Below are 19,472 nucleotides of genomic sequence, written 5' to 3'. Positions count from 1 at the left end.
TCGGTGATGGCTGATCCGTATGCGATTCTCGGTGTGGGCAAGTCGGCGGGCGCCGACGAGATCCGGCGCGCCTACCGCAAGCTCGCCAAAGAGCTGCACCCGGACGCGCGCCCGGGCGACCGCGAGGCCGAGGAGCGCTTCAAGCAGGTCACCCAGGCCTTCAAGCTTTTGTCCAACGCCGAGACGCGCGCCAAATTCGACCGGGGCGAGATTGATGCGCAGGGCCGCGAGCGCGCGCCCTTCCACTACCGCTCGCGTCCCGACGCGCCGCCGGGCCAGCGCGGGCCCGCGGGCCGGTTCGAGGATATTTCCGACATTTTCTCCGACCTGTTCGCCGACCGTGCGCGCGGGCCAGGCGCCCAGCGGCGCACTGCGCGCGGCGCGGACCTGCGCGGCGAAATTACGGTGAGCTTTGAAGAGGCGCTTACCGGCGCCAAGAAGCGCGTCAGCCTGCAGGGCGCCCGGCCCATCGAGATTTCCGTGCCCGCAGGCGTGGAGGACGGCCAGGTCCTGCGCCTGCGCGGGCAGGGGGCTGGCGCCCCGGGGGGGCGTGCAGGCGATGCGCTGATCACGGTGCGCATCAGCGCTCATCCCTGGTTCCGCCGCGAGGGGCTGGACGTGCGCCTGGACCTGCCGGTCTCGCTGAAAGAGGCGGTGCTGGGCGGCGCGGTGCGTGCGCCCACGGTGGACGGGCCGGTGGAGGTGCGCGTGCCGGCGGGAACCAGCTCTGGCGCGCTCTTGCGCCTGCGCGGGCGCGGTGCGCCGGGACCGGACGGCAAGCGCGGCGACCAGATCATACGGCTGATGGTGGATTTGCCCCCGGGCGATCCGGCGCTGGAGGATTTTGCCGAGGGCTGGAGCCCGCCGTCAGGCTATGATCCGCGGCGGCGCCTGCGCTCCTGAGCGTTTTGGCCCGTGTGTCCTGCGCGCCGGGCTGTTCATGAATGGCCGCCATCGTGCATGTTCACAGGCCGTTCAGCCGATCCTTGCCAGAACGATACGCATGAAACCGATGCTCGCCTCTCTCCTTGCCCTCGCCGCGCTGGCCGCCGCCAGCGCGGGCTTTTGCGCGCCTGCGTTTGCGGACGAGGGGGCGTATGCCGGCGAGCAGGTGTTCGAGGCGTCGGTGCAGGCCGATGTGGTGCCCATGCGGGTGGCCATCGATGCGGCCCTGCGCGCCAATCCCGGCTCGCAATACGTCAATGGCCGCCTCATGGGCGGATCGCCGCCGGTCTACATCATCCGCATCGTGACCCGTGACGGTCACCGCCGGGACGTGCGCGTCAATGCACGCACCGGCCGGGTTATCGGATAGGCCAGAGGAAAGGAGCAACGCCCATGCGCGCGCTCATCGTGGAAGACGACGCCGACCTGAACCGCCAGCTGGCCGACACCCTGCAGCATGCAGGCTATGCGGTGGATTCCGCTGCGGACGGCGAGGACGGTCTGCATCTGGGCGAGACCGAGCCCTATGACGCCATCGTGCTCGATCTGGGCCTGCCCAAGCTGGACGGGGTGTCGGTACTGGAGCGCTGGCGCAAGGCGGGGGTGGCCACGCCCGTCCTGATCCTCACCGCGCGCGACCGGTGGAGCGAGAAGGTCTCCGGCTTTGATGCGGGCGCGGACGATTATCTCACCAAGCCCTTCCACCCGGAAGAATTGCTGGCCCGCCTGCGCGCCCTGACGCGCCGGGCCGCCGGTCACGCCAGCGCCATGCTGGAAAGCGGATCTCTGACGCTCGATACGCGCGGGGCGCGGGTGTTTCTGGGCGATCAGCTGGTCAAGCTGACCAGCCACGAATTCCGCCTCTTGAGCTATCTCATGCACCACAAGGAGCGCGTGATCTCGCGCACCGAGTTGGTGGAGCATATCTACGACCAGGATTTCGACCGCGATTCCAACACCATCGAGGTGTTTGTCGGGCGCCTGCGCAAGAAAATCGGCAATGAGCGGATCGAAACCGTGCGCGGTCTGGGCTATCGTCTGGTCGATCCAGATGCGGGACGAGTGGACGCCAGGACCGGGTGAACGAGACACGCGACCAGACCGGACGGCCGGACCTTATCGAACAGGGCTCCATGGTGCGCCGGCTGGTGCTGGCCGCCCTGGTCTGGGCGCTGGTGCTGCTCGTGGTGGGCGCAGCCGCGCTTACCTTCCTGTTCCAGTCCACCGTGCTGCGTGATCTCGATGACCGGCTGACCGGGGTTGTGGACTCCCTGATCGCTCATGTGGAGCTTGATGAGTCCGGGTTTCTGGAGCTCGATCAGCGCCCGGTGGACCCGGGCTATTTCCAGGCCCTGTCGGGACGCTACTGGCAAGTCTTCCACGCCGGCGCCGAGCCGGGCGAGCCGATCCTGCGCTCGGATTCCCTGGCCAATGAACGCCTGGACACGGCAGGGCCGATGGTGCGCATTGCGCTTGATCAACCCGGCCTGCAAGTGGTGGGCGAGACCCGCGGACCCAATCTGGAGCCCATGCGCGTGCATGTGCGCGCGGTGCTGATCGAGGGCGAGGGGCCGGTGGTTCTGGCCGCCGCCGAGGACCGGCGCCCGTCTGACCGGCGCGTGCGTGACTTCGCCCTGGCCGCCAGCGCGCTGCTGGCCGCCTTCGCCGCCGCGCTGGCGTTTGGCGTGGTGGTGCTGGTGCGTCTGGGCCTGGCGCCGGTGCTGCGCATCCGCGACGCCGTGGCCGAGGTGCGCGACGGCAAGGCCGAATGGGTCAGCGGCGCTTTTCCCCGCGAGATCCGCCCGCTGGCCGAGGAGCTCAACGCCCTGCTGGACCATTCGCGCGAAGTGGTGGACCGCGCGCGCACCCATGTGGGCAATCTGGCCCATGCGCTCAAAACCCCGCTGACCGTGCTGGGCAATGAAGCGCGCAGCCAGTCCGGCCCGCTGGCCGAGCTGGTGGAGCGTCAGACCCGCGCCATGACCGATCAGGTCGAGCATCATCTGCGCCGCGCGCGCGCGGCCGCCAATGCGCGGTCCATTGGTGCGCGCACGTCCGCCGACATCGTCATCTCCGATCTGGGCCGCACGCTGCGGCGCATCTATGCCCGGCGCGGGGTGGAGATTGACTGGGAGGCGCCTGCAGGCCTCACATTCCGCGGCGAACGCCAGGATCTCGAGGACCTGGCCGGCAATCTCATGGACAATGCCTGCAAATGGGCCAGGGGTCAGGTGCGCGTCACCGCCGCTCCCGGCGCGCCGGGGCGTCTTGAGATCGCGGTGGAGGATGACGGGCCCGGCCTGAGCGAGGCGCAGCGACAGCAGGCGCTGGCGCGCGGGGTCAGGCTTGATGAACAGGCGCCCGGCACGGGGCTGGGCCTGGCCATCGTCTCCGATCTGGCCCGCGCCTATGGCGGTGAGTTGACGCTGGATGCCTCTGAGCTGGGCGGGCTCAGGGCGCGCCTGGACCTGCCTGGCGGTACGCCTGCCTGAGCAAAACAGCGTTAACCCGTATGTGACACGGTGATTCGTCACCATGAGCGCGTGGAGTCCAGCATGGGTCCGGTTCCGCCGGAGAAACAAGACCAGTTGCGCGCCCTGCTCGCCAGCCTGCCCGGCGACATGGCGGCGCGTCTGTGCGCCCTGGCGGGAGAGGCCGATCCCGCGCTCGGGCGCCTGCTGTCCAGCTGTGTGGGCGATCCGGCCAAGGCCGCGCGCGAGCGCTTTTTCGCCCCGGTCGCTCCTCTCACCGGCACGCCGGGCGAGACCCGGCCGGCTGTCTGCGTGGCGCCGCAGGGCCTGCTGGAAGCAGTATGGGACTGGATGGGCGATGAGATCGCGCCGGACGCGGTGCGCCATGCGCTCGACGCGGTGAGCGATTTCGACGCGCCGGACAATCCCGGCCAGCTTGATCCGGACCGGACGTCTGTAGCTGAAGCCATCACCGCCCGGCTCAACGCCGTCAAAAACGATCCCAAGGCGCAGCAGCGCCTGCAGGCGCGCCTGGGCGTAGAGGATTTTGACGCGGTGCGCGATGTGGCTGCGCTTCTGCGCCTGGCGCCAGTGCTGCGCGCCGCTTTGAATGGCGTTCCATCGCAGATCGTAGAGCCGGATCCGGAGTTGTGCGCGCTGATCCGCGACCGTTATGAGACCGCCGCCGCCGCCGAGCCGGACGCCGGACCTTGGCTGTTGCTGCTGGTGATGGCGCGCTTTGTCCGGCCCTGGCGCGTCTTGCGGGTGTTTGAGCGCCTCACCCATCGCGAGGATGATTTGCTGGCGGGCAGCACGGACATGGCCGTGATCGGCGATGTGCTGCTGGGCGACGCCGAACATCATCTCCAGGGCTTCAGCCGCGTGCCGCGCAGCGAAGCCGGGGCGCGCGCCGCTGCGGGCGAGCTGGCGGCGTTTGCGGCGGTCACCATCGGCATGACCCGCGAGATCGGCATCCGCAAGGATGGCCCCTGGGGACGGCGCATCGTGGCCCTGCGCGCGCGCGCCAGCGAGCAGATGAGCGCCATTCATGACGCCGCCCGCCGGGCGCTTAGCAGGGCCCTGCCCGAACCGGGCCCGGTGCGCCGGCGTCCGTCCGCGCCTGACCCGTCCGATCTGGAAGCGGCGCGTGCGCTATGTCTGTTCTTGGCGCTGACCCGTGATGACGCCGGGCGCGCGGCGGTGGCCGGCGCCCATAGCATGGTGATGGAGGACATGACCGGCCTTCTTGAGCGCGCCGGGCAGGGTGCGCTGGATGATCTGCGCGCCGCAGAAGGCCCGGCCCGCGAGATCGCCGAGGCGCGCCTGGAGGCGGTGGCCGGCCTGTTGCGCGCCCTGGGGCAGGGCGAGGCGGGCGCAGTCCTCCTGCGCCGAGGCGCCGCAGCCTGCGCGGCGTAATTGCCTTCAAAAACAGCCGCCATCGGACTATTTAGGGGGCCATGAGCTCCATGACGCCCCTTGCCCTGGAAGGGCGCGCCGTTGTTGGCGCGCGCCTGGCCTCGCCCAGCGCGGCGCGCAATCGCGCTCCCATCGCTTCGGCGCTGGCCGAACGCCTGGCTGAAGGCGCGCGCGTTCTGGAAATCGCCTGCGGCACGGGCGAGCACGCGCTGGCCTGCGTCAGCGCGCGCCCTGATCTGGTGTGGACGCCCAGCGATCCCGATCCCGCCTCGCGCGCCAGCGCGGACGCCTGGGCTGTTGAGGCGCACGGGGCGATCCGTCATGCGCTGGATATTGATGTGATGCGTCAGGGCTGGGCTGAGGGCCTGAGCGCTGATGCGGTATTTTGCGCCAACATGATCCATATCGCGCCCTGGGAAGCGGCGGAAGGATTGTTCGAGGGCGCCGGCGCGCTGCTGGCCCCCGGCGGCTGGCTCTATCTCTACGGGCCGTTTCTGGAAGGGGACGCCACCGCGCCGTCCAATCTCGATTTCGACGCCAGCTTGAAGGCGCGCCATCCCGGCTGGGGCGTGCGCGCCCTGGCCGATGTGGACGCGCTGGCCGCCTCTTGCGGCTTTGAACGGGCCGAGCGGCTGGACATGCCTGCCAATAACCGACTCATCGGCTACCGCCGGAGCGCGCCAGGCCGGAGAACCTCATGATCGTGTTCACCCTGATTTGTGTGGCGCTGGGCGCGCTGGCGGCGATCTGGCTCGCCCGCCCCCTCCTGGGCGAGGGCGGCCCTGCGCGCATGGTGGGCCTGGGCGCTGGCGCGGTGCTGGCGATTGGCGCGCTGGCGGCCTACGCCGTCAATGGCATGCCCGATGCGCCCGGCGCGCCCTATGAGCCGCGCATGGCCGCGCTGCGCGATGTGGACCCGGCCACGCTCAGCCCCGCCGAACAGGAGGAATGGCTGCGCGATGTGGTGCGCCGCGAGCCGGCCGATCTGGATTCGCGCCGCCTGCTGGCGCGCTATCTGGCGTCCACCGACCGCCATCTGGAGGCCATCGCCCATCTCGAGCAGGCCCTGCGCCTGCGCACGGATGCACGCCTGCTCACCGATCTGGGCCAGATCATCATGGAGCTCAATGAGGGCGTCATGACGCCTGAGGCCCGCCGCGCCTTCCGCGCCGCCCATGACGAGGACCCGGCCCGGCCGGAAGCGGCCTATTTCCTGGGCGCGGCGGCCTATGAGGATGGCGACCGCAACACGGCGGCCGCCTATTGGGGCGGCATTCTGGCCCGGCTGGAGGCCGATGACCCCAACCGCATGCTGATCGCCTCGCGCGCCGCTGACCTGCTCTCGCGCCCGTCCATGGGCGGGGGTGATCCCGCCGCCCTGACCGAAGGCGCCGAGCGGCCCGATATCGAGGCCATGATCGCCGGCATGATTGACGGGCTGGAACAGCGCCTGGACGACGACCCGCACGATGTGTCGGGCTGGCTGACCCTGGCGCGCGCGCGCATGATGCAGGACGATCCCGCCAGTGCGGCCCGCGCCCTGGCCCGGGGCCGGGCAGTGTTCAGCGAGGACCCGGGTGCGCGCGCGCTTCTGGGCGCCCTTGGCGATGCTTTCGAGCTTGAGGAGACTGACGCGTGAGACAGGCCCGCAAACGCCTCTGGATCATCGCCGCCGGCGCGGCGGTGCTGGTCGCCGCCGCCGCGCTCGCCTTCACCGCCATGCGCGATGCGATGGTGTTCTTCTATTCGCCCGCCATGGTGGCCGAAAACCCGCCTCTGCCCGGCCAGCGCGTGCGCGTGGGCGGGCTGGTGGTCACCGGCTCGGTGGAGCGGCCATCGGCGGGCGGCGCCCATTTCACCGTCACCGACGGGCGCGCCGATATCCGTATCGAGTTCGCCGGCTCGCTGCCCGACCTGTTCCGCGAGGGCCAGGGGATCGTGGCCGAGGGCGCGTTCGATGAACAGGCGCGCTTCACCGCCCAGACCGTTCTGGCCAAGCATGACGAGACCTATATGCCGCCCGAAGTGGCGCGCGCCTTGCGGGAGTCAGGCTACTGGAATGATGGCCCGCCATCTGCAGGCCAGTATGTGGGACCGGCCTCCGGAGCGAGCCGATGATCGCAGAGATTGGCCGTTTTCTCATTGCGCTGGCCTTCATCGCCTGCCTCGCCCAGACGCTTCTGGCCTGGCGCGGCGCGGACCAGGGCGGGCGTTCGGGCGCGGCGCGCGCAGGGGCAGCCGCCGCCGAGATCGCGGTGATCGCAGCGGGCCTGGCCTTCCTGCTTTTGATCATCAGCTTCCTGCGCTCCGACTTCTCCATCGCCTATGTCGCGTCCCATTCCCATGTGGACAAGCCGCTGATCTACAAGATCTCCGGCGCCTGGGGCGGGCATGAGGGCTCGATGCTTTTATGGTGCTGGATCCTGGCCCTGTTCGGGCTGGGCCTGGCGCGCATCGGGCCGAAGGACCTGGCCCTGCGCTCGCGCGCGGTAAGTTTCCAGGGGCTGTTGTCTACGCTGTTCTTTGCCTTCCTGGCCTTCGCCTCGAACCCGTTCGAGCGCATCCTGCCCGCGCCTATCCAGGGGGCAGACCTTAACCCGATCCTCCAGGACCCGCTCCTGGCGATCCATCCGCCCATGCTCTATGTGGGCTATGTGGGCCTGTCGGCGGCCTTCGCCATCGCCGCGGCCGGGCTGGTGCAGCGATCAGGCGGGCGGGCGCTGGCCTCGGCGCTGCGGCCCTGGGCGCTGGGCGCCTGGGCCAGCCTGACCGCCGGGATCGCGCTGGGCGCCTGGTGGGCCTATTACGAGCTGGGCTGGGGCGGCTGGTGGTTCTGGGACCCGGTGGAGAACGCCAGTTTCATGCCCTGGCTGCTGGGCGCGGCGCTGATCCATTCGGCTATCGCCACCGAGAAGCGCGGGGCGTTTCCCGGCTGGACGGTGTTCCTGGCGCTGATCGCCTATATCCTGTCCATTCTGGGCGCCTTCCTGGTGCGCTCGGGCGTCATCACCTCGGTGCACGCCTTCGCCCTCGATCCCGAACGGGGCGTGTGGATTCTGGGCATGCTGGGCGTGTCGGCGGTGGCGGGCTTTTTCCTGTTCGCCCTGCGTGCAGGCTCGCTGGGCGAGGGCGACGGGTTCGAGCCCACCAGCCGCGAGGCCTTTATCGGCGCCAATAACCTGCTCCTGGCCGTGACGGCGGGCGTGGTGCTGATCGGCACGCTCTATCCGTTGTTCGTGGACATTATGGGTTGGCCGATGATCTCGGTGGGACCGCCGTATTTTGACGCCTCTGCGACGCCGCTCCTGATCCTGGCTGCTGCGCTTATGCCGCTGGCGCCCTTCCTGCCCTGGGCCAATGGCGGGGCGAAGCCGGGCCTCAAGCAGATGCGCGCCGCGCTCCTGCTTTTGCCGGTGGCGGGCGTGGTGATCGCGTTCGTCTGGTTTGGCGCGCCGGTCATGGCGGTGGCGGCCGGCGGCGTGGGCGCCTGGGCGCTGGCGGGCGCGGCCATGGATGCGCGAATCCACTGGCAGACGGCCAAATCGCGCACGGCGCGCCTGGCCCTGTCGGGCCGCGCCCTGGCCCATGCCGGGGTCGGCTTCATCGCGCTGGGCGGGGCGGCGGACGCTTCGCGTCCGGCCGACATTCACCGCGCACTGGCGCCGGGCGAGAGCATGACCATCGCCGGGCGCACCCTGACGCTGGAGGACGTGCGCCGGGCGGACGGGCCGAACTTCATGGCTGACCGCGCCACGATCCGCGTGGACGGGCGCTCCACGGTCAGGCCGGAACGGCGTTTCTACCCCGCCGCCAACCAGACCACCCGCGAGGTGGGCCTGGGCTCGGATGTGCGCGGGGACATCTATCTGTCCATTGGCGAGGCGCGCACCCGCGAGGACGGCGTGATGGCCTATGAGGTGCGCGCGGCCTTTCATCCGCTGGTATGGATGCTGGGGCTGGGCGCCTTCCTGGTGGTGACGGGCGGCGGGCTGGCCCTTTGTGCACGCGTGACGGGCGGCGTGCCCGCCAAGGTGAAGGTGAAGGTGAAGCGCGAAAGCGCTGAAGCGCCTGAAACGCCAGCCGGCGCCGGATCGGGGCAGGCATGATGATCCAGGCCCTCATCTTCGCTCTCGCCCTGCAGGCCGGTCAGCCCCAGCTGGCTCCGGAGGACGAGGCGCGCGCCCAGGCGCTGATGCGCGAGGTGCGCTGCATGGTGTGCGCGGGCGAGTCGGTCATGGATTCCAACGCGCCCATGGCCCAGGACATGCGCCGCTATATCCGCGAGCAGGTGGGCGCGGGCGCCGCCGACCCGGACGTGCGCCAGGCGCTGGTGGAGCGCTTCGGCCATGAAGTGCTCATGCGTCCCAGCTTTGATGCGCGCAATGCGCCCTTGTGGATCGCACCTTTGATCCTGCTCATGCTGGGCGGGGCGCTGTTTGTCCAGGCCATGCGCAAGCCGCGCACGAAGGCGTGAGCGCCGGCCCCCTTGCGCTGGCGCGCGCGTCTTCCCAGCCTTGTACTGCAGATCACTCAGGGAGGCCGCCATGCGCTCGGACAAGGTGAGTTTTGAAGGCGCGCTGGGCGAGACCCTGTCCGCACGGCTGGAGCGCCCGAACGGGCCGCCGCGCGGCTGGGCGCTGTTCGCCCATTGCTTCTCGTGCTCAAAGGATATCTTCGCCGCCCAGCGCATCGCCCGGCGCCTGACTCGTCACGGGTTTGCGGTGCTGCGCTTCGACTTCACCGGGCTCGGCCAGTCCGAAGGCGATTTCGCCAACACCAATTTCAGCTCCAATGTGGAGGATCTGGTGCGCGCCGCGCGCTGGCTGCAGGCCGAACATGCCGCGCCGGGCCTGCTGATCGGCCACTCCCTGGGCGGGGCGGCGGTGATCGCGGCGGCGGCCCAGATGGACTTCGTCAAGGCGGTGGCCACCATTGGCGCGCCTGCGGATGCGGACCATGTGCGCCATCACTTCACAGACAAGATCGCCGATATCGAACGCGACGGGGAGGCGGAGGTGTCGCTGGCCGGGCGGCCCTTCCGCATCAAGAAGCAGTTCCTGGATGATATAGAGGGGCGCAAGCTCGATGATATCGCCGCGCGCCTGAAGGCGGCGCTGATGATCGTTCACGCCCCGCTGGACGAGCTGGTCTCGATTGACAACGCCACCCGCCTGTTCGTGGCCGCCAAACATCCCAAATCCTTCCTCAGCCTGGATGACGCCGACCACCTGCTCACCCGCGAAGACGACGCCCATCACGCCGCCGATGTGATCGCGGCCTGGGCGCTGCGCTATGTGGAGGCAGGCCAATGGCCCGATCCGCCGCGCCCGGCTTCGGGCAAGGCGGCGAGCGTGGAGGAAACCGGGCTGGGCGGATTTCACAGCTGGGCGGCGGCGGGGCCGCACGCCTTCATCGTGGATGAACCAGAGGATGTGGGCGGGCTTGATGGCGGGCCCCATCCCAATCAATTGCTGTGCGCGGCGCTGGCGGCGTGCACCACCATGACGCTGCGCATGTACGCCAACCGTAAAAATCTTGAACTTGGGCGCATCCGCACCGATGTGACCCTGGAGCGTGAAACCGATGAGGAGAGCGGCGAGACCCGTAATGTGTTCCGCCGCACGCTGTCGGTGGAGGGCGGAGCAGGCGATCTGGAGGACAAGCTGGTGGAGATTGCCGGCAAATGCCCGGTCCACCGCACGTTGGAGCGCGCCAGCACCATCACCACCGGGATAAAGTCTCCCGAGTGAAGAGGATTACGCATCTGTAAGATCGCCGTAATATGAGTGAGAACCGGCCTCAGCCAAGGCTTGAGGCGAAACGGGATGTGTGTTCCGCGCGCGTCCCCCCAGCGACAGGATTTCCCGCCGCATGACCTTGACCCAGCGTTTGCTCGTCTCCGCCGCCGCCGGCCTGGCGCTCGCCGCCGCTGCGCCCGCCCTGACCGGTTTTGCGCCGCCCGCCTACGCCCAGACCTATGCCGCGCCCAATGGCGCGCCCATGAGCTTTGCCGATCTGATCGACCGCGTCAGCCCGGCTGTGGTCTCCATCGAGGCCGAAGGCGTTGTGCGCCCCGAGGATGGGCCAGACATGAGCCAGCTGCCGCCGCAATTCCGGGAGTTCCTGGAGCGTTTTGGCGGCGCGCCGGGACAGCAGCCCCAACGTCCGCGCCGCTCGCAGGGTTCGGGCTTCTTCATCAGCGATGACGGACTTCTGGTGACAAACAATCATGTCATCGAAGGCGCCGACACCATTCGCGTGGCGCTCAGCGATGGACGCTCCCTGACCGCCGAGATCGTCGGGCGCGACGAGCTGACCGATCTGGCGCTGCTGCGCGTGGAGCCCAGCTCGCGCCCGTTCAAATATGTGGAGCTGGCGCGCGATCTTGATATCCGCGTGGGCGACTGGGTTGTGGCCGTGGGCAATCCGTTCGGCCTGGGCGGCACCGCCACGGCGGGCATCGTCTCGGCCACCGGGCGCCAGATGAGCCCGGCCCAGGCCTATATCGACTTCCTGCAGATCGACGCGCCCATCAACCGGGGCAATTCGGGCGGACCGGCCTTTGACCTCAATGGCCGGGTGGTGGGGGTGAACTCCGCCATCATCTCGCCGACGGGGGGCAATGTGGGCATCGGCTTCGCCATCCCTTCCGACATCGCCGCCTCGATCATCGACCAGCTGATCGCCGACGGCATGGTGCGCCGGGGCTATCTGGGCATTTCACCGGCTGATCTCACCGATGATCTGCGCGACGCCATGGGCCTGGACGCCGATGTGGAGGGCGTTCTGATCAATCAGGTCCTGCCCGGCACGCCGGCTGCCCAGGGCGGTCTGCAAAACGGTGACATCGTCTTGTCCATCAATGGCGACCGGGTGTCCGGCGCGCGCGCCCTGACCCAGCGCGTGGGCGCCTTCGCGCCCACCGAACAGATCACCGTGCGCGTGCTGCGCGATGGCCGCGAGCGCAATATCCGCGTGCGCCTGGCCGAGCGTCCCGCCGATGCGGGCGGCACGGCCCAGCCGGTCACCCCGCCCGAGCCGGATGTGACGCGACTGTTCGGCATGACGCTGGAAACCCCGTCCGAGCAGGACCGCCAGCGCCTGGAGCTGGGCCAGCGCGGCTTGCTGGTGGCCGATGTGGAGCCGGACTCCGAGGCCGCCCGCAAGGGACTGCGCCCGGGCGACGCCATTCTGGAGGCGGGCGGGCGCGATGTGCGCTCGGTGGATGAGTTCCGCGCCGCCGCCGCGCAGGCCCAGTCACGCGGCCGTGCGGCGCTGCTGGTGTTCGTGGCCATGCAGGGCGGACAGCGGCGCTATGCGGCGCTGGAACTTAGCGAGATGGAATAGACCGCACGGGCGCCAGAGGCAGTCAGGCGCGCCCTTGCTGGCAGAAAAGGAAGATCACCGGCATGCGCGTTTTGATCGTCGAGGATGACCGTGAAGTCGCCCGCAATATCGCCAAAATGCTGCGCGAGTGCGGGCATGTGGCCGACACCGCCCATGATGGCGAAGACGGGCTGGAGCTGGCGCGTGACGGGGCGTTCGACGTCCTGATCGTGGACCGGATGATGCCCCGCCGGGACGGTCTGTCCATGATCGCCGCCCTGCGCGAGGAGGGCGACAAGACCCCGGTGCTCATCCTGTCGGCCCTGGGCGAGGTGGATGACCGGGTGGAGGGTCTGAAGGCGGGCGGGGATGACTATCTGGTCAAGCCCTACGCGCCGTCGGAACTGATCGCGCGGGTGGATGCGCTGGCGCGCCGGCGCAATCCCGAAGCGGTCAAGACCCGGCTGGAAGTCGGCGATCTGGAGATGGATCTGCTGGCGCGCACGGTGAAGCGGGGCGGGGAGGCCATCCTCCTGCAGCCGCGCGAATTCCGCCTGCTGGAATTCCTGATGCGCAATGCCGGCCAGGTGGTGACCCGCACCATGCTGCTGGAAAAAGTCTGGGACTATCATTTCGACCCCCAGACCAATGTGATCGACGTGCATATCTCGCGCCTGCGCGCCAAGATCGACAAGCCGTACGACACCGCCATGCTGCATACCGTGCGCGGGGCGGGCTACCGGCTGCAGCCCTGAGCGATAACGCGGAGGCGGCGTGAGCGAAACGGCGGAACCATCGGCCTGGCGCCTGCCGCCCTTCCTGCGGACAACCGCCTTCCGTCTGACGCTGTTGTCGGCGGGGCTGTTTGCGCTGTGCAGCTTCGTCATCCTTGCGCTGGTCTACGCGGCCACGGTAGGCGCTTCCATGAACCGGGCCGACGCGGCCATCGCCGCGGAGATCGCCCAGATCGAGGCGCGCTACGCTGCCGGGGGCGCCCAGGGCGCCAATCGCTATATCGTCCAGCGCTCTGTGGGCGGCGGCGAGTTTCTCTACCTTTTCCAGGATCCGGAGCGGCGGCGCATCTCGGGCAATATCTCCAGCCTGCCGGCCGCGCCCGCCGACGCCCAGGGACGTGTGCGATTCTTCTATGAGCGTGCGCCCGCCGACGGCGCCACGGGCGGCGAGGGTCGTAATGCGCGCGGCCAGATCATGGATCTCTCCGGCGGGCACCGCGTGTTTGTGGGCATGGATGTGGAGGAGGAGACGCGCTTCATCTCCAACACGCTCAATGCCGTCCTGCTGGCCTCGGCGCTGGCGCTGGGGCTGGGGCTGGTGTCGGGCGCAGTGGTCAGCCGGCGCTTTTCAAAGCGCCTGGACGCCATCAACGCGGCCGCGCGCGCCATCCGCGCCGGGCGCCTGGAAAGCCGCGCCCCGCGCAATCACACCGGCGACGAGCTCGACGAGCTGTCGGAAAACTTCAACGCCATGCTCGACCGGGTGGAGCATCTCATGCAGCGCATGCGCACGGCGGGCGATTCCATCGCCCACGATCTGCGCCTGCCGCTGACGCGCCTGCGCGGGCGGCTGGAAAGCGCGCTGATCGAAGCCGATGACGCCGAGGAGCGCGAGGCGGCGCTGCAGCGCGCCATTGGCGATGTGGACGAGCTGTTGCGCACGTTCAACGCGGTGATGTCGCTGGCCCGACTGCAGGCCGGAGAGCGCCGGCGCGCCTTCGAGCCGCTGGATCTCTCCGCCCTGATGGCCGATGTGGCCGAGCTTTACGAGCCGGTGTGCGAGGAAAAGGGCATGGAGTTCGCGCTCGACTGCCCGCCGGGCCTGCGCCTTCTGGGCGATCGCGAGCTGATCGCCCAGGCGGTGGCCAATATCCTCGACAATGCGGTCAAATACACGCCTGAAGGCGGCGCGGTGGTGCTGCGCGGCCGGCGCACGGCGGCGGGGGCGGCGGAAGTATCGGTCACCGATACCGGGCCGGGCATTCCCATGGCCTACCGCGCGCGGGTGCTGGAGCGGTTTGTGCGGCTGGAGAAATCGCGCTCCCTGCCCGGCGTGGGCCTCGGCCTGTCGCTGGTCCAGGCCATCGCCGAGGTTCATGGCGCGCGCCTGACCCTGGATGACGGCCCCGGCGCCGTGGACGGCCAGGGCCCGGGCCTGCGCATCGCCCTCACCTTCCTGGCGGGAGAGGGCTAGGCGGGCGCCTGTCATTTTCCGCGCGCCGCGCCGTGCGAAGCCTGATAGCGTCATCTTCCGGCATTATCCGGGGAGGGCGGCCATGAACGAGATCAGCCGGCGCGGCGCGATGGCGCTTGCAGGCGGGGCGGCGGTGAGCGCGATGGTCGCGGCGCGCGCCTGTGCGCAGGGCAATGGCGCAGCCCAGGACGGCCCGGCCTTTGTGCGCGATGATATCGGCGCGCTGCGCCATGTGCTGGTCCATTCGCCGGTCATGGACGACTACATGATCGAGCGCGAGAGCGGCGGTCTGGTCCCGAATCTCAACTCTCATTGGCCTGAGTTTGTCGCCCAGCATGGTCACCTCACCCGGCTCTTGCGCGAAACGGGCGCCGAGGTGCTGGAGCTTGCCGACGCGCTGCAGGGAGCCATCGATGCGGCGCGCGCTTCGGGACGCTTCGAGGCCTGGCTGTCGGGCGTGCATCCGCGCCTGTCGGGCGATGCGGACGCGGTCAGCGCCGCCACCCTTCTGGGCCGCGATCCGGCACGTCAGTACCGGCTGCGCGATATTGGCGGCTACCGCCATGATGTCAGCGATTCCAGCTCCACCATGTGGACGCGCGACGCCAGCTTCATGACGCCTAATGGCCTGGTGGTGTGCAATTCGCTCAGCCCCCGCCGCCTGCGCGAGAACATGACGCTGCGCTTCGCCCTCATGCACGCGCCCCAGCTCGCCGATTACCCGGTCGCGTTCGACGCCGTGGCCGAAGGCGTGATTCTGGAGGGCGGGGACGCCCAGATGGTGGACCGCAACACGCTCTTCCTGGGCGTGGGCCAGCGCTCCGACCCGCGCGCCGCGCCGCTGCTGGCGCGCCGTCTCAACATGGATGTGCTCGCCATCCATGTGCACCAGACCGAATACCTCACCCGCAACCAGCCCTCCATGGGCGGGGGCGCGGTGGCGGGCTTGCGCGTGCTGTTCCTGCATCTGGACACCTTCTTCACCCATGTGGCTGACCGCCATGTGCTGTGCGTGCCCTGGTTCCTGGAACACGCCCATGCCGGCGAGGACCCGTTGAGCGAATACATTCGCGGCGCGCGCACCGAGACGACCATCAGCGACAGCGACGCCTCGACCGCGCTCGATTTCCTCAAGGAGATCGGCAAGGTCACGCTCTACCGCGCCGGCACGGGCGCGAAGGAAGAACTCGAGGACATGAAGCTGGTCGATTATGTCCGCGCGCGCGGCTATCGCGTCACCCATGTGGGCGGGCGCGCGCCGGACGCCGGGCAGGAGGGCTTCAGCGCCTTCATGCGCGACACGTTGGGCGAAATGCGCCGCCAGGCCTCCAACGTGGTCGCCACAGCGCCCGGCCAGGTTCTGGCCTATGACGGCTCGCCCTTGACTGAGGCCGCGCTGGAACGCGACGGCGTCGCTGTCACCACCTTCCCCGCGCGCGAGCTCTGGGCCAATTACGGCGGGCCCCACTGCCTGACCATGCCGCTGCGGCGGGACTAGGGGGCGCGTCACCACCTTGCCCTTCTGACCGGCGCGCGCCACGCTCCGCTCCATGACCGCCGCCCTGCCGCACCGTTTGTCTGTCACCTTGCCACTGATTGATGCGGCCGGGGCGGCGCGCTGGCGCGAGCGCATTCCTGAAAGCGCCTATGCGCCCTGGGAGGCGGCGGGCGAGGCAAGGGAGCCGGGGGAGCAGGCGGGCGGGGCGTTTCTGGACGCGGTATTCGCCGCGGCGCCCTATCTGGCGCGCATCGCGGCGCGACGGCCTCAAACGCTGCAGGCCCTGGGCGAGCAATCGCCTGAAAGCGTACTGGCCCGGGCGCTGGATGCGGCGCGCGCGGCGGGTGCGCTGGAGGACGAGGCTGACGTGCTGCGCGCCTTGCGCGAGGCCAAGGCCGATTTGCATCTCACCGTGGCGCTGAGCGATCTGGCCGGCGCCTGGCCGCTGGAGGCGGTGACCCGCGCCCTGTCCGATTTCGCCGATGTGAGCGTGCAGGCCTCGCTGGCGGCCGCCGCGCGCCTGACCGGGTTCGAGGTCAGCGATCCGGACAATCCCGTGCCGGGCTATTTCGTGCTGACGCTGGGCAAGCATGGCCAGCGCAGCCTGAATTTCTCGTCCGACATTGATCTGGTCATCCTATGGGAGCCCGAGACCGCTTGCGCGCCCCAGGGCAAGGACGCCCACAAGAGCTTCAACCGCCTGGCCCAGAAGCTCGCCTTCCTGATGCAGGAGGTGACGGCGGACGGCTATGTGTTCCGCGTCGATCTGCGCCTGCGGCCCGACCCGTCCTCCACGCCCCCGGCGGTGAGCGCGGACATGGCGCGGCGCTATTTCGAGGCGGTGGGCCAGAACTGGGAGCGGGCCGCCTACGCCAAGGCGCGCTGGTGCGCGGGCGACCGCAAGATGGCGGAAGGCTTCCTGAAAGATCTCACCCCCTTCATCTGGCGCCGGGCGCTCGATTTCGCCGCCGTGGAGGATATCCGCGCGCTGGCCAAGCAGATCCAGGCGGTGGGCGAGCGCTCCAAAGTGCGCGCGGCAGGTCATGATCTGAAGCTCGGGCGCGGCGGGATACGCGAGATCGAGTTCTTCGCCCAGGTGCTGCAGCTCGCCTTCGGGGGCCGCAATCCGGCCCTGCGTCCGGCGGGTACGCTGGATGCGCTCAAGGCGCTTTCGGCAGAGGGGTTGATCGAAGCGGGCGAGGTTGATGCGCTCGCGCATGCCTACGCGGTGCTGCGCGACGCTGAACACCGCGTGCAGATGATCGAGGACGCCCAGAGCCAGACCCTGCCCGAAGCCGATGAGGCGAGGCGCGCCGTGGCGGCGTTGTCAGGCGAGGGGGATCTGGCCGCCTTCGATGCGCGCATCCGAAAGACGCTTCAGGGCGTCCACGCCCTGTTCTCGGCCCAGTTCGAAGACGGCGAGAGCCTGGCGACGCAGGCCGGAAGCCTGGTGCTCACCGGCGTGGAGCCCACGCCCGATACCCTGGCCACGCTGGACAAGCTCGGCTTCGAGGACCCGGCCATGGTGTGGGCGCGCCTGTCGGGATGGGCGGCGGGCCGGGCCCGCGCGGCCCGCACTGAACGCGCCCGGCGCCTGTTTTCACGCTTCGCCCCGCGCCTGGTGGAGGCCATTGCGGCCACTGGCGATCCGGATGCGGCGCTGGCGCGCTTCGCGGCGTTTTTCGAGGGCCTGCCCAGCGGGGTGCAGGTGCTGTCGCTTCTGGTCAACCAGCCCGAGCTCGCCCGCGAACTGATCGCCATTCTGGGCCTCGCCCCGCGCCTGGCCGAATTGCTCGCCCGCCGCCCGGCCCTGATCGATGTGATGCTGGAGCCGGCCTTCGCCCGCCCGCTGAAAGACGACGAGCCGGGGCTGGTGGCGGAGCGCTTTGCGGCGCTGGAGGGGCTGGCGTTCGAGGACAGCCTCAACACCGCCCGGCGCATCGCGCGCGAGGAGCGCCTGCGCATCGGCGCCCAGCTGCTCATCGAACGCGCCACAGCGAGCGAAGCCGGCGAGGCCTTCGCCGCGCTCGCCGACGCCAGCGTGGCGGCCATGGCCAGGGCCGCCGAAGCCGAGATGGCCCGCCGCCATGGCCCAGCGCCCGGGCGCTGGGCGGTGCTGGGCCTTGGCAAGCTGGGCGGACGCGAGCTGTCGGCTGATTCCGATCTCGATCTGATGCTGGTCTATGACGCCGATGCGGAGCGGTCTGACGGCGCCAAGCCGCTGGGGGCCGAGACCTGGTTCGTGCGCTTCGCCCAGCGCCTGGTTTCGGCGCTGTCGGCGCCCACGGAAGAAGGTGATCTCTATCCGGTGGACATGGCCCTGCGCCCGTCAGGCAGTCACGGGCCGCTGGCCGTGCGCCTGTCGCGCTTTGAGAGCTATTACGCCAGCGAGGAAGCCTGGACCTGGGAGCGCATGGCGCTGACCCGCGCGCGCGTTGTGGCCGAAGCCGGGCTGGGCGAGGCGCTGGAAGCGGCGGTCTCGGCGGCCATCGCCCGCCCTGCGGCCTCTGAAAGTATTCGCGCCGACGCCGCCGACATGCGCGCGCGCCTGGCCCGTGACAAGCCCGCCCGCTCGTCCTGGGATCTCAAGCTGCGCGAGGGCGGGATGATCGAGATCGAGTTCATCGCCCAGACCGCCCAGCTCATCGCGCGCGCCCGGTTCGACCCCGGCACCGGCCCGGCGCTGCGCCAGCTGGCCGGGGCGGGGGCTCTTGAGCGCGCGGATGTGGAGACGCTGATCGCCGCCCATGAGGATTACGCCGCCGTGACCCAGCTGATCCGCGCCGCCCATGGCGGCGGGTTTGATCCGTCGCGCGCCAGCGCGCCCTTCGCCCGGCGTCTGGCGCGTTCGGCGGGGTGCGACACGCTTGATGGGCTGGCCGAGCGCCTCAACAGCCACGGGGAACGTGTTCACAGCCTGTTTGTGCATCTGATCGGGCGGGTCTGACATTTGACGCGACGGATTAGGCCATGCCGGTGCGTAACACGGTCATCAGGGCTGGGGCCCTTTGGCAATGACAAGGTGACCGACATGAAAACCACGCTTCTGACTTCCCTGGCAGCGGCCTCGCTGGCGCTTGGCGGCGCCGCAGGTGTGCAGGCTGCAGGCTATGTGTCCGATGAACATGGCGCTTCCGCCTCTTACGGCGAGCGCGCTCATGCCGGTCCCCGGCGCGGCGCAGGCGGCATGATGATGCTGGCCGCCGCCGCGGGCGACCGCGATGCGGACCTGACCCGCGCCGATTTCGCCGCCTTCCTGGGCGAGGAGTTTGACTTCCGCGACCGCAATAATGACGGCGTCCTCAATCACGAAGACGCTTCTCCGGCGATGCAGGCCCTTAGAAGTCAACGCGCTGACAGCCCGCGCGCCCAGGCCTGGCGTGAGCGCCGGGGCAATGGCGAGGCCCGCCCGCGCGAGATTACCCGTGAGGACTTCATCGCTCGCGGTCTTGACCAGTTCGACCGCGTCGACGCCAATGATGATGGCGTCGTCACAGCCGAAGAGCGCCGCGCCGCCGCTGAACAGGCCCGCGAGCGCATGCGTGAACGCCGTGGCGGCGGTGAGCGCCGCGGACGCGGCTGGCGCCGCAATCACGGCGGCTAGGCCA

Annotated in this window: 17 protein-coding genes; all 17 read left to right on the top strand. The window is 69.6% G+C overall.

The window, feature by feature from the left end:
• The first annotated feature begins 6 nt into the window (after positions 1–6).
• The gene (locus F1654_RS04095) at positions 7–903 is read left to right on the top strand and encodes a DnaJ C-terminal domain-containing protein (protein ID WP_233205116.1); all 897 of its coding nucleotides are present in this window, start codon (positions 7–9) and stop codon (positions 901–903) included.
• Between the two features lie 100 nt (positions 904–1,003).
• Positions 1,004–1,315 (top strand): PepSY domain-containing protein, encoded by a 312-nt coding sequence (locus F1654_RS04090; RefSeq protein WP_199200444.1) that lies wholly within the window; start codon positions 1,004–1,006, stop codon positions 1,313–1,315.
• A 23-nt stretch (positions 1,316–1,338) separates the two neighbouring features.
• Complete coding sequence (locus F1654_RS04085; RefSeq protein ID WP_150022201.1) at positions 1,339–2,028, top strand: response regulator transcription factor; 690 nt, start codon at positions 1,339–1,341, stop codon at positions 2,026–2,028.
• Positions 2,025–3,437: an ATP-binding protein gene (locus tag F1654_RS04080; RefSeq protein WP_233205115.1), complete on the top strand. Its 1,413-nt coding sequence runs from the start codon at positions 2,025–2,027 to the stop codon at positions 3,435–3,437. Before F1654_RS04085 ends, F1654_RS04080 begins: the two co-directional genes overlap by 4 nt.
• A 63-nt stretch (positions 3,438–3,500) precedes the next feature.
• Entirely contained in the window at positions 3,501–4,832 is a 1,332-nt protein-coding gene (locus F1654_RS04075; protein WP_150022200.1) for a hypothetical protein, read from the top strand.
• A 50-nt stretch (positions 4,833–4,882) separates the two neighbouring features.
• Positions 4,883–5,533, top strand: a complete 651-nt coding sequence (locus tag F1654_RS04070) for a DUF938 domain-containing protein (protein WP_233205114.1) — start codon at positions 4,883–4,885, stop codon at positions 5,531–5,533.
• Positions 5,530–6,471 (top strand): tetratricopeptide repeat protein, encoded by a 942-nt coding sequence (locus tag F1654_RS04065; protein ID WP_150022198.1) that lies wholly within the window; start codon positions 5,530–5,532, stop codon positions 6,469–6,471. Before F1654_RS04070 ends, F1654_RS04065 begins: the two co-directional genes overlap by 4 nt.
• Complete coding sequence (gene ccmE, locus F1654_RS04060; protein ID WP_150022197.1) at positions 6,468–6,950, top strand: cytochrome c maturation protein CcmE; 483 nt, start codon at positions 6,468–6,470, stop codon at positions 6,948–6,950. Before F1654_RS04065 ends, ccmE begins: the two co-directional genes overlap by 4 nt.
• Positions 6,947–8,938, top strand: coding sequence for a heme lyase CcmF/NrfE family subunit (locus tag F1654_RS04055; protein ID WP_150022196.1), 1,992 nt, complete (start codon positions 6,947–6,949; stop codon positions 8,936–8,938). Before ccmE ends, F1654_RS04055 begins: the two co-directional genes overlap by 4 nt.
• Positions 8,938–9,306, top strand: coding sequence for a cytochrome c-type biogenesis protein (locus F1654_RS04050; RefSeq protein ID WP_233205113.1), 369 nt, complete (start codon positions 8,938–8,940; stop codon positions 9,304–9,306). Before F1654_RS04055 ends, F1654_RS04050 begins: the two co-directional genes overlap by 1 nt.
• Before the next feature lie 70 nt (positions 9,307–9,376).
• Positions 9,377–10,582 carry a bifunctional alpha/beta hydrolase/OsmC family protein gene (locus F1654_RS04045; protein ID WP_150022195.1) on the top strand — a complete coding sequence of 402 codons (1,206 nt, stop codon included), beginning with the start codon at positions 9,377–9,379 and terminating at the stop codon, positions 10,580–10,582.
• Positions 10,583–10,703: 121 nt separating this feature from the next.
• On the top strand, positions 10,704–12,179 hold the full coding sequence (locus tag F1654_RS04040; protein ID WP_150022194.1) for a Do family serine endopeptidase: 1,476 nt from the start codon (positions 10,704–10,706) through the stop codon (positions 12,177–12,179).
• Positions 12,180–12,241: 62 nt separating this feature from the next.
• Complete coding sequence (locus tag F1654_RS04035; protein WP_150022193.1) at positions 12,242–12,913, top strand: response regulator transcription factor; 672 nt, start codon at positions 12,242–12,244, stop codon at positions 12,911–12,913.
• Positions 12,914–12,932: 19 nt separating this feature from the next.
• Positions 12,933–14,366, top strand: coding sequence for a sensor histidine kinase (locus F1654_RS04030; RefSeq protein WP_233205112.1), 1,434 nt, complete (start codon positions 12,933–12,935; stop codon positions 14,364–14,366).
• Positions 14,367–14,448: 82 nt separating this feature from the next.
• Positions 14,449–15,864 carry an arginine deiminase family protein gene (locus tag F1654_RS04025; RefSeq protein WP_199200443.1) on the top strand — a complete coding sequence of 472 codons (1,416 nt, stop codon included), beginning with the start codon at positions 14,449–14,451 and terminating at the stop codon, positions 15,862–15,864.
• A gap of 52 nt (positions 15,865–15,916) precedes the next feature.
• Positions 15,917–18,811, top strand: a complete 2,895-nt coding sequence (locus F1654_RS04020) for a bifunctional [glutamine synthetase] adenylyltransferase/[glutamine synthetase]-adenylyl-L-tyrosine phosphorylase (RefSeq protein ID WP_150022191.1) — start codon at positions 15,917–15,919, stop codon at positions 18,809–18,811.
• An 84-nt stretch (positions 18,812–18,895) separates the two neighbouring features.
• Positions 18,896–19,468: a hypothetical protein gene (locus F1654_RS04015; RefSeq protein ID WP_150022190.1), complete on the top strand. Its 573-nt coding sequence runs from the start codon at positions 18,896–18,898 to the stop codon at positions 19,466–19,468.
• Positions 19,469–19,472: the final 4 nt, after the last annotated feature.

Source organism: Alkalicaulis satelles (assembly GCF_008630495.1).
Classification (GTDB): Bacteria; Pseudomonadota; Alphaproteobacteria; order Caulobacterales; family Maricaulaceae; genus Oceanicaulis; species Oceanicaulis satelles.
This window is presented reverse-complemented; position numbering and strand designations above follow the sequence as displayed.

Coding starts and splice junctions, on each gene's coding strand:
- F1654_RS04095 (WP_233205116.1), top strand. CDS start 7: ATGGCTGATCCGTATGCGATTCTCGGTGTGGGCAAGTCGGCGGGCGCC.
- F1654_RS04090 (WP_199200444.1), top strand. CDS start 1,004: ATGAAACCGATGCTCGCCTCTCTCCTTGCCCTCGCCGCGCTGGCCGCC.
- F1654_RS04085 (WP_150022201.1), top strand. CDS start 1,339: ATGCGCGCGCTCATCGTGGAAGACGACGCCGACCTGAACCGCCAGCTG.
- F1654_RS04075 (WP_150022200.1), top strand. CDS start 3,501: ATGGGTCCGGTTCCGCCGGAGAAACAAGACCAGTTGCGCGCCCTGCTC.
- F1654_RS04070 (WP_233205114.1), top strand. CDS start 4,883: ATGACGCCCCTTGCCCTGGAAGGGCGCGCCGTTGTTGGCGCGCGCCTG.
- F1654_RS04065 (WP_150022198.1), top strand. CDS start 5,530: ATGATCGTGTTCACCCTGATTTGTGTGGCGCTGGGCGCGCTGGCGGCG.
- F1654_RS04055 (WP_150022196.1), top strand. CDS start 6,947: ATGATCGCAGAGATTGGCCGTTTTCTCATTGCGCTGGCCTTCATCGCC.
- F1654_RS04050 (WP_233205113.1), top strand. CDS start 8,938: ATGATCCAGGCCCTCATCTTCGCTCTCGCCCTGCAGGCCGGTCAGCCC.
- F1654_RS04045 (WP_150022195.1), top strand. CDS start 9,377: ATGCGCTCGGACAAGGTGAGTTTTGAAGGCGCGCTGGGCGAGACCCTG.
- F1654_RS04040 (WP_150022194.1), top strand. CDS start 10,704: ATGACCTTGACCCAGCGTTTGCTCGTCTCCGCCGCCGCCGGCCTGGCG.
- F1654_RS04035 (WP_150022193.1), top strand. CDS start 12,242: ATGCGCGTTTTGATCGTCGAGGATGACCGTGAAGTCGCCCGCAATATC.
- F1654_RS04025 (WP_199200443.1), top strand. CDS start 14,449: ATGAACGAGATCAGCCGGCGCGGCGCGATGGCGCTTGCAGGCGGGGCG.
- F1654_RS04020 (WP_150022191.1), top strand. CDS start 15,917: ATGACCGCCGCCCTGCCGCACCGTTTGTCTGTCACCTTGCCACTGATT.
- F1654_RS04015 (WP_150022190.1), top strand. CDS start 18,896: ATGAAAACCACGCTTCTGACTTCCCTGGCAGCGGCCTCGCTGGCGCTT.